Source organism: Pseudomonas sp. 3JA, from assembly GCF_036961705.1.
GTDB classification, from domain to species: Bacteria; Pseudomonadota; Gammaproteobacteria; order Pseudomonadales; family Pseudomonadaceae; genus Aquipseudomonas; species Aquipseudomonas fluorescens_Q.
The window spans coordinates 58,291-73,786 of sequence record NZ_JBAMDJ010000023.1; the positions used below are offsets into that span (position 1 = coordinate 58,291).

At 62.8% G+C, this 15,496-nt stretch carries 15 protein-coding genes; 10 read left to right on the forward strand and 5 right to left on the reverse strand.

All coding sequences use genetic code 11. From position 1 onward, the window contains the following. Positions 1–15 precede the first annotated feature (15 nt). Complete coding sequence (locus tag V7773_RS18500) at positions 16–1,686, reverse strand: GGDEF domain-containing response regulator (protein WP_092147078.1); 1,671 nt, start codon at positions 1,684–1,686, stop codon at positions 16–18. A gap of 284 nt (positions 1,687–1,970) precedes the next feature. On the opposite strand from V7773_RS18500, the gene V7773_RS18505 reads away from it, so the two are divergent. From V7773_RS18505 to V7773_RS18530, 6 genes are all read left to right on the forward strand, one after another. After that, positions 1,971–3,038, forward strand: a complete 1,068-nt coding sequence (locus tag V7773_RS18505) for a DUF2333 family protein (protein ID WP_003197431.1) — start codon at positions 1,971–1,973, stop codon at positions 3,036–3,038. A gap of 3 nt (positions 3,039–3,041) precedes the next feature. Then, positions 3,042–3,599, forward strand: a complete 558-nt coding sequence (locus V7773_RS18510) for an NUDIX hydrolase (RefSeq protein WP_336074404.1) — start codon at positions 3,042–3,044, stop codon at positions 3,597–3,599. A gap of 168 nt (positions 3,600–3,767) precedes the next feature. After that, on the forward strand, positions 3,768–4,139 hold the full coding sequence (locus V7773_RS18515) for a translation initiation factor Sui1 (protein ID WP_003197435.1): 372 nt from the start codon (positions 3,768–3,770) through the stop codon (positions 4,137–4,139). Positions 4,140–4,350: 211 nt separating this feature from the next. Beyond that, positions 4,351–6,264 carry an arginine decarboxylase gene (speA, locus tag V7773_RS18520; RefSeq protein WP_014336393.1) on the forward strand — a complete coding sequence of 638 codons (1,914 nt, stop codon included), beginning with the start codon at positions 4,351–4,353 and terminating at the stop codon, positions 6,262–6,264. 373 nt (positions 6,265–6,637) lie between these two features. Continuing rightward, positions 6,638–7,945, forward strand: coding sequence for a type VI secretion system Vgr family protein (locus tag V7773_RS18525; protein ID WP_092413218.1), 1,308 nt, complete (start codon positions 6,638–6,640; stop codon positions 7,943–7,945). Beyond that, positions 7,942–8,739: a DUF4123 domain-containing protein gene (locus tag V7773_RS18530; protein WP_092147082.1), complete on the forward strand. Its 798-nt coding sequence runs from the start codon at positions 7,942–7,944 to the stop codon at positions 8,737–8,739. The genes V7773_RS18525 and V7773_RS18530 overlap by 4 nt, the downstream gene beginning before the upstream one ends. A 3-nt stretch (positions 8,740–8,742) precedes the next feature. Here the strand turns inward: V7773_RS18530 and V7773_RS18535 are convergent, their stop codons facing one another. Further along, on the reverse strand, positions 8,743–10,092 hold the full coding sequence (locus V7773_RS18535) for an MATE family efflux transporter (protein ID WP_336074407.1): 1,350 nt from the start codon (positions 10,090–10,092) through the stop codon (positions 8,743–8,745). Positions 10,093–10,369: 277 nt separating this feature from the next. Continuing rightward, complete coding sequence (locus V7773_RS18540) at positions 10,370–10,663, reverse strand: hypothetical protein (protein ID WP_018607618.1); 294 nt, start codon at positions 10,661–10,663, stop codon at positions 10,370–10,372. Between the two features lie 164 nt (positions 10,664–10,827). Between V7773_RS18540 and V7773_RS18545 the strand changes: the two genes are divergently transcribed. From V7773_RS18545 to V7773_RS18560, 4 genes are read left to right on the forward strand one after another with little or no spacing between them, the layout of a single operon-like run. Continuing rightward, entirely contained in the window at positions 10,828–11,133 is a 306-nt protein-coding gene (locus V7773_RS18545; protein ID WP_003186192.1) for a MazG-like family protein, read from the forward strand. Next, the gene (locus tag V7773_RS18550; protein ID WP_063323105.1) at positions 11,130–11,879 is read left to right on the forward strand and encodes a methyltransferase; all 750 of its coding nucleotides are present in this window, start codon (positions 11,130–11,132) and stop codon (positions 11,877–11,879) included. Before V7773_RS18545 ends, V7773_RS18550 begins: the two co-directional genes overlap by 4 nt. 12 nt (positions 11,880–11,891) lie before the next feature. Continuing rightward, the gene (locus tag V7773_RS18555; protein ID WP_336074410.1) at positions 11,892–12,509 is read left to right on the forward strand and encodes a DUF4136 domain-containing protein; all 618 of its coding nucleotides are present in this window, start codon (positions 11,892–11,894) and stop codon (positions 12,507–12,509) included. A 20-nt stretch (positions 12,510–12,529) separates the two neighbouring features. Further along, a complete protein-coding gene (locus V7773_RS18560) occupies positions 12,530–13,084 on the forward strand; it encodes a DUF4136 domain-containing protein (protein ID WP_092147088.1) in 555 nt (184 codons plus the stop codon). 77 nt (positions 13,085–13,161) lie between these two features. On the opposite strand, the gene V7773_RS18565 is transcribed toward V7773_RS18560, so the two are convergent. Both V7773_RS18565 and V7773_RS18570 read right to left on the reverse strand, forming a co-directional pair. Beyond that, positions 13,162–14,016 carry a MaoC family dehydratase gene (locus V7773_RS18565; protein WP_336074412.1) on the reverse strand — a complete coding sequence of 285 codons (855 nt, stop codon included), beginning with the start codon at positions 14,014–14,016 and terminating at the stop codon, positions 13,162–13,164. Positions 14,017–14,018: 2 nt separating this feature from the next. Continuing rightward, positions 14,019–15,371: a 3-oxoacyl-ACP reductase gene (locus V7773_RS18570; protein WP_336074414.1), complete on the reverse strand. Its 1,353-nt coding sequence runs from the start codon at positions 15,369–15,371 to the stop codon at positions 14,019–14,021. Positions 15,372–15,496 lie beyond the last annotated feature (125 nt).

Consider the following 15,496-nt stretch of genomic DNA (forward strand, 5'->3'; position numbering starts at 1 on the left):
GTTATTGCGTTTGCGTTACAGGTTTATGACCGAATCGGTCGATTCCGATGAAAAGGTGGCACTTTGCTTTGATTGGCGGGCGCTCTGTATCCGGTTGCGCCCGGCATGCTTGGCGCGATACAGCGCTTCATCCGCCTGGCTGGCCATCATCAGGCTGTCGGAGTCATCGCTCATCTCCACCACGCCGGCGCTGAAGGTGCACCACAAATCATGGGGCTGGGCTGGATAGTGGATTTCGGCAAAGCGCTGGCGAATTTCATCCAGCACTTTGCAGGCGGCGTCGATGTCGGTGTCGGGCATGACGATGGCGAACTCTTCGCCGCCGTAACGGCCGATGAAGTCGGTCTTGCGCAGGCGTTGCTTGAGAAACAGCGCCAGGCTCTTGATCACCCGGTCGCCCATGGGGTGGCCGTGGCTGTCATTGACCCGTTTGAAATGGTCGATATCGAGCATGGCAAAGCTCAGGGGCTTGCCTTCGCGACGAGCGCGAAAGCTGCAATCCTCGAGCAGTTGCAGGATATGGGTGTGGTTGTACAGGCCGGTGAGGCTGTCGCGCACCATCCGCGCCTTGAGGTTGCGCGCCCGGGCGGCACGGTTGCGCACCGTGGTGATCAGGTGCCGGGGCTTGATCGGTTTGGTCAGGAAGTCGTCGCCACCTTCGCTCATGGCATCGAGTTGCTTGTCCAGGTCGTCTTCGGCGGACAGGTAGATGATCGGCACGCTGACGTAGCGGTCGTTGTGACGTATCACCTTGGCCAGTTCCGTGCCGGTGCAGGCCGGCATGTACATGTCGAGAATGATCAGGTCGGGCTGGAAGTCCGCGAGTTCGGCCATGGCCTGGATCGGCTCGATCAGCGTGCGGGTGATGATGCCGGCGCTATTGAGCAAGCGTTCGGTATGCATGGCCTGGGCACGGGAGTCATCGATGATCAGCACTTTGTACGGATCGTACTGGGCAACGCAGGTCAGCACTTCGATCTTTTCCAGCAGGCTCGAGGCTTCGAGGGTGCCGGTGAGAAACTCCTGCCCACCGGCACGCACCGCGGCCAGGCGTGTCGGCGTGTCGGTTTCCAACAAACTGAAGAACAACAGCGGCAGCGGCTGCTCCAGGCCTTCCTGGGCTTCGGCGGCCAGTTTCAGGCCCGCGCCGGGTCCGCTGAAATCCACATCCATGACAATCGCCGCCGGCAGGCGCTCGACCATGGAGGCGCGGAACCCCGCGACGCTGTCCAGCGCCTGGGCGCCGAGGCCGAAGAACTCCAACTGCTTGGCCAGGCGCTCGGCGCGGTCATGATCTTGCAGCAACACGTAGATGGGTTTGCGCAGCGGCGGCAGGAAGGTTTGTTCGAGTTGGTCGCCATGACGCAGGCCGGTACGCGACAAGCGCTGCATCAAGCGGTTGATTTCGGTGATCAGGTGGCTGCTCAGGCGCCCACGATTGGCGTCCACCGCTTGCAGTGACTGGCTGATGCCTTGGGCCAACTGGGCGTGCTCGGGCTGTTCGAAGCGCTCGGCAAAGCGCAGCAGGCGCAGGTTGGCTTCGCTGAGCTCCGACAGGTCGGTGCTTGACCACTCACTGCGTTGCAGGCGCTGCCAAATCTCCAGGATCTGACGAGCCTGATGAATTACCCGCTGGGCAAAGTGGTGCTTGAGGCGCTCACGGCTGGGGTCTTCTGGCTCGGTCATATCCTGACTACTAGTTAGGGTGCATGCTGAGATCGACTGGTGGCTCTATGCTAGCACCTCTTTTCCTCTGCATGAGTGTCACACGTCAATATTCTGTCCAGTCGCGAAATTCAGTTTGTGACTGACCAGTCTCGTAGGCCGATGGCAACGCTTCCTTTATAGTGCTGTTCGATTGCCCTGTCGCGCCCGGCATGATGGGCGCCGCATTATCGCGTTTCAAATCAGGCACGATGGCGTAGGGTTGTGGTCGAACCGAGAACTCAAGTGATTGAAGGGATATCACCATGCTGGACTGGAAAAACCGCGCGGGCAGCGCGCCTGAACGTGCCGCCGAGCCGAAATCGGACACCCGCAGCTACCTGGGTGGGCTTTTTTTCAGCCGCGCACTGGCGACGCTGATCGGCCTTTACCTGCTGGTGACCATTGCCGTCGGCTGGTATTGGAGCCAGGAGCCCGCGCTGTTCCCTGTGCAGCAGAACGCCCAGGCCGCAGCCGAGAAAGATGGCCGGCAGATGGTGGTGGGCTACACCACGGTCGAGACGCTCAAGACGGTGGCCGGGACCCTGCTGAGCAAGCCGGGTGGCTACATCTCCAACGACCGCTTCCCACCTGGCCTGTGGATGGACAACATGCCGAGCTGGGAATACGGCGTGCTGGTGCAGGTCCGCGACCTGAGCCGTGCCCTGCGCAAGGACTTCGCCCGTTCCCAGTCCCAGTCCGCCGAGGACGCCGACCTGGCCAAGGCCGAACCGCGCTTCAACTTCGACAACCGCAGTTGGGTACTGCCCTCCAGCGAATCTGAATACCAGGAAGGCATCAATTCCCTGAGCCGCTATCAGGCGCGTCTGTCCGACCCAAGCCAGAAAAGCGCACTGTTCTACGCCCGCGCCGACAACCTGAACAACTGGCTGGGGGATGTCGGCACTCGCCTGGGTTCGTTGTCCCAGCGTCTGTCGGCCAGCGTTGGCCGGGTCAAGCTCAACACCTCGCTGAAAACCGAAGTCCCGGCCCCGGGCCAGGTGCCACAGGTGGATGAAGAGGTGGTCGAGACCCCGTGGCTGCAAATCGATAACGTGTTCTATGAGGCCCGTGGCCAGGCATGGGCGTTGTCGCACCTGCTGCGCGCCATCGAAGTGGACTTCGCCGATGTCCTGGCGAAAAAGAACGCCACGGTCAGCGTGCGACAGATCATCCGTGAACTGGAAGCGTCCCAGGAACCGGTCTGGAGCCCGATGATCCTCAACGGCAGCGGCTTCGGTGTATTGGCGAACCACTCGCTGGTCATGGCCAACTACATTTCCCGGGCCAACGCAGCGGTCATCGACTTGCGGCAACTGCTGAACCAGGGCTGATCCATGAGCGAAAGCCCCCGGGAGGTCGCTCACCGAGCGGCCTCGGATGCCGAGCTGATCGCGTGGGTCGACGAGCACGACAACCTGCTCGGCAGCCTGGTGCGTTCAGAGCTGCGCGAGCGTGGCCTGATCGGACGCGGCACCTACATCATGCTGTTCAATTCGTCCGGTGAGCTGTGTGTTCATCGGCGCACCCTGAGCAAGGCCATCTACCCGGGTTTCTGGGACGTGGCGGCGGGCGGTATGGTGCAGGCCGATGAGACCTACGCCGAATCGGCTGCCCGTGAGCTGGCGGAAGAACTGGGTGTGAGCGGCGTGGAACTGACCGCACACGACCATTTTTATTTCGAAGACCCTGGCAGTCGCCTGTGGTGCTCGGCGTTCTCGGCGGTGTGGGATGGCCCGTTGGTCTTGCAGCCCGAAGAAGTCCTCGAAGCGCGTTTCCTGCCCCTCGATCAGGTGCTTGATGAAATCCAGCGCAAGCCTTACTGCCCGGACTCTCTGGCGGCGCTTGAACGCTATTTGCGGGTCCATGGCGGCAGCGTCGCAAAGAAGCTATAAATTGGCGCTGATTGGCCCTTAGCAAGTCGGCTTTTTGCCGTTACACTGCGCGACTTTTCAAGCTGAACCGTGTCTGCGGTCCAGTAGCGCTGCCCCTGCCTGAGTGGGGTTTCGCGGTCGAGGCACATTCCCCCTCGACCAGTCTTTGTCCTCCCGAGAGGATTGCCGGTGGCCAAAAAAGCCGCATCCTTCGCCGCCCTGGGCGGCCTGGTATTTTCTACCGACGCCGGTCGTCATTGTCCTGATTGCCGTCAGCCGGTGGATGCCTGCATCTGCAAACAGACCGCCATCCCTGCCGGTGACGGCATAGCGCGCGTGCGCCGTGAAAGCAAAGGTCGCGGCGGCAAGACGGTGACCACGATCACTGGCGTGCCGTTGGCCGAAGACGCGCTCAAGGAGCTGGCCACTACGTTGAAGAAACGCTGTGGCACCGGTGGTGCGTTGAAAGACGGCATCATCGAGATCCAGGGCGATCACGTCGAGCTGCTGCTGGCGGAACTGGTCAAGCACGGCTTCAAGGCAAAGAAATCCGGCGGCTAGCAGCCTCTGTGAAAACCACCCTCGGCTTGACCCGAATCCAATGTTCGAGGTCGCCCGCATGGTTTTCACAGAGCCTGTTCTGAACGGGTTTCTAAACTCATCGCTGGGAGCAGGGTCTACCTTGCTAACAGGCAATTCGTCATTTTCACTCTCTAGACTGCCCCAGCCTCCGACCGGATGGTGCATTTTGACTTCTTTATAGGGGACTTCGATGTCCGTACGACGCACACGCAAAGACGATGGCAGCCAATGGACAGTTGCGGACAGCCGCAGTGTTTACGGGATTCGCCATTGGGGGGCCGGGTATTTCGCGATCAATGAAGCCGGTCGCGTCGAAGTCCGTCCGAACGGTCCCGACAGCTCGCCCATCGACCTGTTCGAGCAAGTCGATCAGTTGCGCCAGAGCGGCCTGTCGCTGCCCTTGCTGGTGCGCTTCCCCGACATCCTGCAAGACCGTGTGCGCCAGCTCACCGGCGCCTTCGACAGCAACATCGCGCGCCTGGAATACCAGAGCAAGTACACCGCGCTCTATCCGATCAAGGTCAACCAGCAGGAAGCGGTGATCGAGAACATCATTGCCACCCAGAACGTCTCCATCGGCCTGGAAGCCGGTTCCAAGCCGGAGCTGCTGGCGGTCCTGGCCCTGGCGCCGAAGGGCGGGACCATCGTCTGCAACGGCTACAAGGACCGCGAATTCATCCGTCTGGCGCTGATGGGCCAGAAGCTCGGTCACAACGTCTTCATCGTCATCGAGAAAGAGTCTGAAGTCGGCCTGGTGATCGAAGAGGCCGCAACGCTCAAGGTCAAGCCGCAGGTCGGCTTGCGCGTGCGCCTGTCATCCCTGGCGTCGAGCAAGTGGGCCGATACCGGTGGCGAGAAGTCCAAGTTCGGCTTGTCGGCCGCGCAACTGCTGTCGGTGGTCGAGCGTTTCCGTGCTGCCGGCCTGGACCAGGGCATTCGCCTGCTGCACTTCCACATGGGTTCGCAGATCGCCAACCTGGCGGACTACCAGCATGGCTTCAAGGAAGCGATCCGTTACTACGGTGAGCTGCGCAACCTCGGCCTGCCGGTGGATCACATCGACGTCGGCGGTGGCCTGGGCGTGGACTACGACGGCACGCACTCGCGCAATGCCAGCTCGATCAACTACGACATGGACGATTACGCCGGTGTCGTGGTCGGCATGCTCAAGGAGTTCTGCGATGCCCAGAGCCTGCCGCATCCGAACATCTTCTCCGAAAGCGGCCGCTCGCTGACCGCTCACCACGCCATGCTGGTGGTGCAAGTGACCGACGTCGAGAAACACAACGACGACGTGCCGGTGATCGACAACAAGCAGGAACTGCCGGAAACAGTGCAATGGCTGGTTGACCTGCTGGGCCCGACCGATATCGAGATGGTCACCGAGACTTACTGGCGCGCCACCCACTACATGAGCGACGTGGCGACCCAATATGCCGACGGCAAGCTGACCCTGGCCGAAAAAGCCTTGGCCGAGCAATGCTATTTCGCGGTGTGCCGTCGCCTGCACAACTCGTTGAAGGCGCGCCAGCGCTCGCACCGCCAGGTGCTGGATGAGCTCAACGACAAGTTGGCCGACAAATACATCTGCAACTTCTCGGTGTTCCAGAGCCTGCCGGACACCTGGGCCATCGGCCAGGTGTTGCCGATCCTGCCGCTGCATCGCCTGGACGAAGAGCCGCTGCGCCGCGCCGTGCTGCAAGACCTGACCTGCGACTCGGACGGCAAGATCAAGCAGTACGTCGACGAGCAGAGCATCGAGACCAGCCTGCCGGTTCACGCTCTCAAGCCGGATGAAGACTATCTGCTGGGCATCTTCCTGGTGGGTGCCTACCAGGAAATCCTTGGTGACATGCACAACCTGTTCGGTGACACCGACTCGGTGAACATCTACCAGAACGCCGATGGCAGCGTGTACCACGCCGGTATCGAAACCCACGACACCATCGAGGACATGCTGCGCTACGTGCACCTGTCGCCGGAGGAGTTGATGACTCACTACCGCGACAAGTGCGCCAGCGCCCGTATCAGCGCCGCCGAACGTACCCAGTTCCTCGATGCCTTGCGCCTGGGGCTGACGCGTTCCTCCTACCTGTCGTCTTGATCGACTGATGCCGGTTCCGTGCCGGCGGACCTGTGGCGAGGGAGCTTGCTCCCGCTTGAGTGCGAAGCGCTCACAAAAGGGGGCTGCTACGCAGCCCAGCGGGAGCAAGCTCCCTCGCCACAGGGGCGCGTCTGTTCCACCGATTAACACCGCCCTCCAGGGCTGTCAGAAAAATACACCGCATGCTGCGGGTTTTTTCGGACAGTCCTGAAGGGCATTTTTATGTGTGCCGCCGCTGTTTCCGCACATCGGTGCGTTTAACCGGCGATGTCCTTATTTCGTGTAGTCCCTTTCCTAACTTGTACTTGGCCCCTCTACTCGGCCATGGCTCTCGGCGAGAATCCCCGACCGCCCCTCCTGTAGAGAAACGCCGATGTCCGATCCAGCCAGCGAGCCAGCCTTTCGTCTGGAGATAGCCGGTCTGCCCGAGCCTGTTGACGTCGTGGCCTTCACGGGTAGCGAAGCGATCAGCGAACCCTTCGTCTATGAAGCGCAGCTGTCGTTGCGCGACGCGAACCTGGACCTGGCGGGCCTGTTGTACCGCAGCGTCTGGTTGAGTTTCGGGGCCCCGGGCCGAGGTGTTCATGGGCAGCTTCATGAGTTGGTCCAACACAGTCATGGCGCCGGCTGCCAGGTGCGTATCGGGCCGAAGCTGGCCTGTCTGGCGCAGCGATTCAGCCAGCGGGTTTTCAGCGCCCGCTCGGTGCCGCAGATCATTCGCCAGGTGCTCAAGGCCCATGACATCATTGGCCGCAGCCTGTGCCTGGATTTGAGTGGCGATTATCCACCGCAGGATTTCTGTACCCAGTATCGAGAGTCGGACCTGCAGTTCCTGCAGCGCGTATGCGCCCAGGCGGGTATCCACTTTCATTTCGAACACACCCGGGACGGGCATTGCCTGGTGTTCGCTGATAATCCACACAGTTTTCCCCCTGCCGGTAAGGCGGTCTACGCGGACGACGACCCGATTGCCGCGGTGCGCTCGTTCAGCGTGCAAACCGATGTGTCGGAGGAGCAGGTCGCCCAGGGGCGCAGCGACTTGATGAGCCTGCACGGCGGTCAGGTGCTGAAGCTGACGGGCCATCCGTTTGCCGACTGGAACCGGCGCTGGCTGCTGACGAAGGTCGAGCACCGCGCACAGGCGGGGGTGTACGGCAATCATTTCAGGGCCATTCCCCGGGGCGTGCTGTTCGTGCCGGAGGAGGTCCCGGTAAAACCGCGCATGGTGAGCCGGCAACGTGGCTGGGTCGTGGCGGTGGACGAGCCGTCGGAGCTGGGAGCGGGGCGCGTGGCGGTGCAGTTTGACTGGCTCTACCAGGGCGAAGGCGCGAGCCCCAGTCATTGCTGGCTGCCTTTGGCGCCCGAACTGGTCCCGGGCGTGGCGGGCGCCTTGAGTGACGGCACCGAGGTGCTGGTGAGCTTTATCGAAGGCGATCCGGATCGGCCAATGATCAGTGCATTTCTGGATGCGCCTGCCTCAGTAGAGATTGTGGATGAGTCATCCACAGGCGAAACGCGTGGGCCATCGGTTGCCGATCCGTTTCTGTTGTCTGCAATCCGGGATGCCGAGCCGCTGGTCTTGTTGTGCTTGTTGCCCGAAGGCGGGCCTTTCAGCCCCTGCTCCCAGCCACTGTGCACCTGCCGTATGCTCATGCGGCGTGGCGCGAGTGTCGCTCGATGAACGCCGCGCCCCTGTCTGGATCACCGCCGCAATGGCTGCTGCTCGACGTACCGAGTGCGCCTGGCGCTGCGCGGCTGGTGCGCGCGCAGTTCGCCAAGGCCCGGTGCTTTGCCTTGTTTGAAAACACCGAGCTGCATGGGCTGCGAGAGCACGGTCCGCTGTTGGTGGATCTGCGCCATTCGCCTGCGCTGGCCAGCCTTTGTCACCTGGACCCAGGTTCCTGGCCGGGGCTGTTGTTGGTCAGCCCATCGCCTGCTGCGCAATTGCTGGCGCATCTGCGGCGCATGCTGACGGTGACCCTGGGTCTGCACCACAAAGCTTTGTTGAGCTATTACAATCCGTACATCGCCAGCTATTTCTTCGACGGTTGCGACCCTCAAGAACTCAGTTGCTGGCTGGGCCCGATCAGTTTGTTGCGCTGGTTTGGTGGCACCTGGGCCGACCGGGCGATCGGCAGCCAGGGTTGGCAACAACTGTCCAACCCTGGGCTGCCGGTGGCGGCGCTGGAGAAAGAGCATGGGCTCAGCGACCGGCAGCAGGACCAGTTGCAACGGTGCCTGCTGGAGCGTCACGCCTGGCAATGGTGCCGCTCCACCGGATGTAATTACCAGCGGCTCTGGGGGGATTTGCAGCAGGGCCTGACGCTGGGGTTTACCGAGCGGGCGGTGCTCGATGACTGGCTGTGGCTACGCCTGCAATACCCCGATGCCCGGCCAGTGCCTGGCCTGGTGGGTGGTTCGCAGCGCGAGCGGTTCGAGCATCTGCGCCGGCGCTGGCAGGGCAGCCAGGATTGAGCGTTAGTGGGCTGATGCGCCGAGCCAGCGATCGTGCCGCTGCAAGTGCCAGGCGAAAGCGCCGAGGGTCAGGCTGCGCAGGGCCATGAACAGCAGGAAGGTTATCCATAGCCCATGGTTGCCCAGCCCTTGCAGCGCCCAGGCGATGGGCAGCACCAGCAGCAGGGTCAGCAGCATGCCGTTGCGCATTTCCCGGGCACGGGTGGCGCCAATGAACAGCCCGTCGAGCAAGTAACTCCAGACCGCAATCAGCGGCAAGGCGGCCAGGTAGGGCAGGTAGTGATAAGCGGTGGCGCGCACGTCAGGAATATCGGTCTGCATGTCGATGAACAGGTGGCCGGCGAGCAGGAACAGCAGTGCAAAGCCCAGGCTTGCGATCAACGACCAGCCGCACGCCACCACCAGCGAGCGACGCAGCGCCAGGCGGTCGCGGGCGCCAATGGCATGGCCGCACAGCGCTTCGACGGCATGGGCCAGGCCGTCCAGGGCATGGGCTGTCAGCAACAGACCGTTGAGCAGCAAGGCATTGGCCGCCACGGTCGCATCCCCCAGGCGTGCGCCTTGCACGGTGATCAGGAAAAACACCGCTTGCAGCACCAGGCTGCGGATGAAAATGTCCCGGTTCACCGCCAGTAGCGGACGCCAGCTCTGCCACACCCCCAGGGCGCCCCAGACAATCTGTCCAGGCCAGGCGCGGAGTGTGTGACGAGCCAGGGCCAGGCCGACCAGCGCACCGGTCCACTCGGCGATCACCGACGCCCGGGCCGAACCGGTCACGCCCCAGTCCAGGCCGATCACGAACCACAGGTTCAGGGCGATGTTGATCAGGTTGGTTACCAACAGGATCGCCAGCGGGGCCCGGGCATTCTGGGCACCGAGGAACCAGCCCACCAGCGCATAACTGGCCAGCGCCGCCGGCAGGCCGAACAGCCGGGTGTGAAAGAAATCCTGGGTCAACTGGTTGAGCTCGGCGGACGGCTGCATGAAGTGCAACGCTACGTCGCTCAATGGCACGCCGACGGCAGCGAGCAGTACCGCCAACCCTATCGCCAACAGCAGCCCTTGCAGCAGCACTTGTCGCAACGCCGCCCCATCACCGCGCCCGGCAGCCTGGGCGGCGAACCCGGTGGTGCCCATGCGCAGGAAACCCATGGCCCACGCCAACACCGTATACAAACTCGCCCCGACCGCCACCGCGCCCAACTGATGGGCATGGGGCAAATGGCCGATGACGGTACTGTCCACCAAGGCCACCAGCGGTACGGAAATGTTCGAGAGAATCATTGGCGCAGCCAGCGCCCAGACCCGGCGATGGGTAAGGCGGTCGCGCCAGTCGGTGGTCAGGTTGGACATGCGGGCTCCTTGATGGAGCGCGATTGTAGCGGGTTCCTGAATTGATCGTGCCCGGTGCGGAGGGGAACACGCAATTCTCCAAAGTGACTTCGGACTCATTGTGGCGAGGGAGCTTTCTCCCGCTCGGCTGCGAAGCAGTCGTAAAGCCGGCTGGCGCGATGTGTCTGGAAGATTGCGTCAGCCCATTTGGGGCGGCTTCACCACCCAGCGGGAGCAAGCTCCCTCGCCACAGGTGCTGTGTCCGGCGCGGGCTCTGTGGTGGGGAGCGATCCGAGTGCTAGTGGATAATCCAGCTCAACAACCACAACCCCAGCACCAGCCAGATGATGCCCATGACGATCGAGGCCCGCATGAACGCGCGGATCGCCGAGTAAAGCAACATCAGCCCGAGGATCAGCGCGATGATGCTGATGATCGAGGTGTCCATGCCCAGGGTACGTGACAGCCCATCGACAAAATTGCCGCCGGCATTGGCCAGGGTGTTGAAGAGACCGCTGAGCAGGTCGACGATGAAACGGATCACCGAACCGAGCGCCTGGCCGAGCCATTCGAAAAAGCTTTCTGCCTGCATGTGTGCATCCTGATGGGAGGGGATCTGAGCTGAGCCGTTGGCTCCTGATTGTAGGAGCTGTAGCGGCCGAGTTGGTTCGATTATGGGGCAAACTGTCGCTTCGTACCGAGACTCTTGCCTTCCCAGGTCATCCCCCTGAAGCTATGCGCATTCAGGAGAAACCGATGAACCTTGTTGAACTGACCGAACGCCTGCATGCCATTCGTGACCGTAACGACTGGCGGCAATTCCACAGCCCGAAAAACCTCGCCATGGCCGCCAGTGTGGAAATGGCCGAACTGGTGGAGATTTTCCAGTGGCTGACCGAGGACCAGTCGCGCCAGTTGCCGGCGGACAAACTGGCCCACGCCGGGCAGGAGGTCGGTGACATCGTGTTGTACCTGTTGCTGCTTTGCAGCGAACTGGGCCTGGACATGGACGCCGTGGTGCGCAGCAAACTGGCTGACAGCGAACGGCGGTTCGGCCAATGAGCGACCGTCATTTCGATCAGCTCGCCACGCGTTTTGCCGAAAAAATCTACGGTGGGGCCAAGGGCGCGATCCGCCTGGCGGTGCTTCAGGCCGATCTGCTGGAAGCCTTGCCACAGCGTCCATTGCGCGTGCTGGACATCGGCGCCGGCCTGGGCCACATGTCGTTGTGGCTGGCCGAACGCGGTCACCAGGTGACCCTGGCTGAGCCGGCCGAGCCCATGCTCGAAGGCGCCCGCCAGCGCTTTGCCGAGGCGGGCCAGAGCGCCACGTTCATCCAGGCGCCGTGGCAGGACCTGCTCGGCCAGCTCACTGAACCTTACGACCTGGTGTTGTGTCACGCGGTGCTGGAATGGCTGGCCGAACCTCACGCGATCCTGCCAGTGCTGCATCAACTCACGGTCCCTGGCGGCTGGCTGTCCCTGGCATTCTACAACCGCGACGCGCTGGTCTATCGCAACCTGCTCAAGGGGCATTTTCGCAAGTTGCGCAAAAATGACATGGCCGGCGAAAAACAGAGCCTGACGCCGCAACAACCTCTTGATCCACGAGAGTTGGCGGCGCAACTTGAAGGCCTGTGGCAGGTCGAAAACCAGAGTGGCGTGCGGGTTTTCCATGACTATATGCCGGTGGAGTTCCAGGGCCGCGTGGAGCTTGCGCAGTTGCTGGAAATGGAACTGGCCCACCGTCGCCATCCGGCGTTTGCCGGGTTGGGACGTTATCTGCACTGGATCTGCCGTCCAGTGTGACCGGAGAGCGAAATGAAAGGTCGTTCAGGGTTGTTGATGCTGTGCCTGGGACTGGCGGCCTGCCAGGGCAGCAACCCCTATGTCGCCACGTCCAATCCACTGCCGCCGGCGCCGGCCGGGGCCGCCACGGTGTTCGACCGCAGCGCTTACCCTGCGCCGCCCCGTGACTATGGGCGCTATCGCAGTTGGGCCTGGCGCGACGGGCGCCTGCCGTCGGGTTCCGCCTGGGCGGATTCGGCCCAAGTGGCCGAAGCGGTGAGCAATGCCCTGGACCAGCGTGGCCTGCGCCCGCTGCATGACAACCGGCCCGCCGACCTGTTCGTCAGCGCCGACCTGCGTCTGGAAACCCGCGTGCGCCAGGTCCGCGACGACTACGATGCCGGTTACTACGGCGGCTATAACCGTTATGACCGCTATGGCCCGGGTTATGGGATGTACCATCCGGTGCCGATGGTGCGCACGTATCAGGAGCAGGTCGTGGTGGTGCGGGTGGATCTGTTCGATGCCCGCACGGGGCAACCGGTATGGAGCGCCAGCGCCGAGACCGGCCAGCGGGGCAGTCAAAGCGAGCGCACCGATGCCATTCGTGCCGCAGTGGAAAAAGCCATGTCGGCGTATCCTCCAAGTTGATTACGCAACGGAGAAAAACCATGTTTCGCCGTCTTGCTCTACTGGCCTTCACCCTATTGTTGGGCGCTTGTGCCTCTAATCAGGTCAACCATGATTTCGACACCAGCCGCGATTTCGCGGCGTATCGCAGTTGGAGCTGGAAAGACCCGGCGCTGCAATATCGCCCCGATGACCCTCGCATCAAGAGCGACCTGACCGAACAGCGGATCCGCCAGGCGGTTGCCGATCAACTCGACCAGCGCGGCTTGCGTCCGGCGGCTGGCGGGCATGGCGATGTGCTGGTCCAGGCCTATTTGATCGTCGAGGACCGCCAGCAGCAGGTCACCACCCACTACGGCGGCGGCTGGGGCGGCCCTTGGAATGGCTATTGGGGCGGGCCGATGTACAACGAAACCCGCAACATCAGCTACAAGGTCGCCACCGTGCAGATCGACCTGCTCGATGGCAAGGACGGCAAGCTGGTGTGGCGTGGCAGTGACGAACAACTGCTCAGCAATTCCCCCAACCCGGCTGACCGCAACACGGCCGTGCGCGAGACGGTTGGGCGAATCCTGTCCAACTACCCGCCGCGCTGAGCACGGCGAATTCAAGATGGGGGAGGCTGAGCCACTGCCATCGCGAGCAAGCTCGCTCCCACATTAGGGAAGGCTGCTCAGGTCACCGGCCGCCACTCTCCCACCATATGCTCCAGCGCTCCGGTCCCCACCAGTTGCAGCTGTCCACTGGAGCCCGCCGCACTCGCCAGCAGCGTCACCTCGCTGGGCAGGCGCACCGGTTTCTTGAAGGTCACTTCGATCTCGATGTTGGCCTCGGGCAAGTGATCGTCCAGTGCCGCGAGGGTCCTGGCCTTGTTCCACAGGCCATGGGCGATGGCGGTGGGGAAGCCGAACAACCGGGCGCTGATGCCGCTCAGGTGAATGGGGTTGTAGTCGCCAGACACTTTGGCATATTGCCGCCCGATGTCTGCCGGTGCGGTCCAGTGCGCGACTTCAATCAAGGGCCGGCTGGCCTGCGGTGAGTCCTCCACAAGTGCCCCGTCGAGCTGGACGCCTTTGCAAAGCATCTGGCTCTGGGCCTCCCATAGCGGCCCCAACTGATCATCGAGGCGGGTCACCAGGTCGAATACCGCGCCCTTGGGGTGGGCTTGAAGATTCTCGACATTGACGCTGGCACGCACTTGGCCAACCCCGCCCATGGGCCGCAATACACGAATGCGGTTGCTCAAGTGGATCAGCCCCAGCAGTGGGAATGGAAAGTTCCGCGCGGTGAGCAATTGCATTTGCAGGGCAAACGCCAAGACGTGGGGATAGGTCGGCGGCAGCAGTCCGTTATCGACGAACCCGCAGACTTTGCGATAGGCCGCCAGGCGTTGCGGGTCGACCTGAAGCACTTGACGCAGCCCTTCCTCGGGCAGGGTCGTTCCGGTGACCTTGCGCCGTGTCGCCGCTTTCGAATAAAGCCCGGACATGGAGGGCGGGCTGCTGACTTCATGCCATTGGATCGTCATGGTCACGCTCCCAGAAGGCTTTGCCCGCATACCCGCAGGGCCTGGCCGGTCACGGCACCCGTGCCCGGTTGCGCGAGCCAGGCCACGGCTTCGGCGACATCTTGAGGCAGGCCGCCCTGGCCGAGGGAGCTCATGCGTCGCCCGGCCTCGCGCAAAGCGAAGGGGATCTCGGCGGTCATGCGGGTTTCAATGAAGCCCGGTGCCACAGCGTTGATGCTGATGCCCCGGGGTTGCAGCAGTGGCGCCCAGGCCTGGGCCAGGCCGATCAGCCCGGCCTTGCTCGCCGCATAGTTGGTTTGCCCACGGTTGCCGGCAATGCCGCTGATGGAGGCCAGTAGCACGACCCGGCCATTGTCGCGCAGGGTGCCGCTGTCGAGCAGGGCCTTGGTCAGCACTTGCGGGGCGTTGAGGTTGACGGCCAACACGGCGTCCCAGAATTCCGGGGTCATGTTGGCGAGGGTCTTGTCCCGGGTGATGCCGGCGTTGTGCACCAGGATGTCGACGCCGTCGGGCAGGTGCTCGATCAACTGGGCGGCGGCATCTTCGGCGCAGATATCCAGTGTGACGCTGCGCCCGCTCAAGCGCGCCGCCAGGGCGTCGAGGTCGGTCTTGGCCTGCGGCACGTCCAGCAGGATCACGTCGGCGCCATCACGGGCCAGGGTTTCGGCGATGGAAGCGCCGATCCCACGGGCTGCACCGGTGACCAGTGCCTTGAGCCCAGTCAGTGGTCGGGTCCAGTCCTGGACCTGGGTGTCACAGGCGTTGAGGCGAATGACCTGCCCGGAGATGAAGGCGCTCTTGGGCGACAGGAAAAACCGCAGTGCGCCTTCCAACTGGGCTTCGGCGCCGTCGCCGACGTACAGCAGTTGCAGCGTCCCACCGTGGCGCAGCTCTTTGGCCAGGGAACGGCTGAAACCCTCCAACGCCCGCTGGGCACTGGCGGCGAATGGGTCGGCAAGACTTTCTGGCGCGCGACCGAGGATGACGACATGGGCGCTGTGGTCGAGGTTTTTCATCAGCGGCTGGAAAAATTCCCGCAACTGCTTGAGCTGGTCGACCTGCAGCAAATGGCTGGCGTCGTACACCACCGCCTTGATTTTCGGGCCATGGCCGGGGATCCACTCGGTGGCCAGGGTCGGCTCGCCGCCGTAGATGAAAATGCTGTCGGTCAGGCGCTTGGCAAACGTGCCGATCTGTTCGGTCAACGGCCCGCCGCCCAGTAGCAATGCGCCTTCGATCGGCCGCAGGCGCCCGGCCTGCCAGCGTTCCAGGCGCACCGGCGATGGCAGGCCGAGGGACCCGACCATGCGCCGGCCAATGGGCGAATTGGCGAAGTCGATATAACGGTCAGACATGGAACACACTCCGGCTGATGAGGTTCCAAGTGTGGACCATGATTGGCAATCAGTCGTTCGATTGGCGAGATAAAGCCTAAGCTTGAGCGGGAGCGCTTTTTCCAGGGCACCGAATTCCTGTGGGA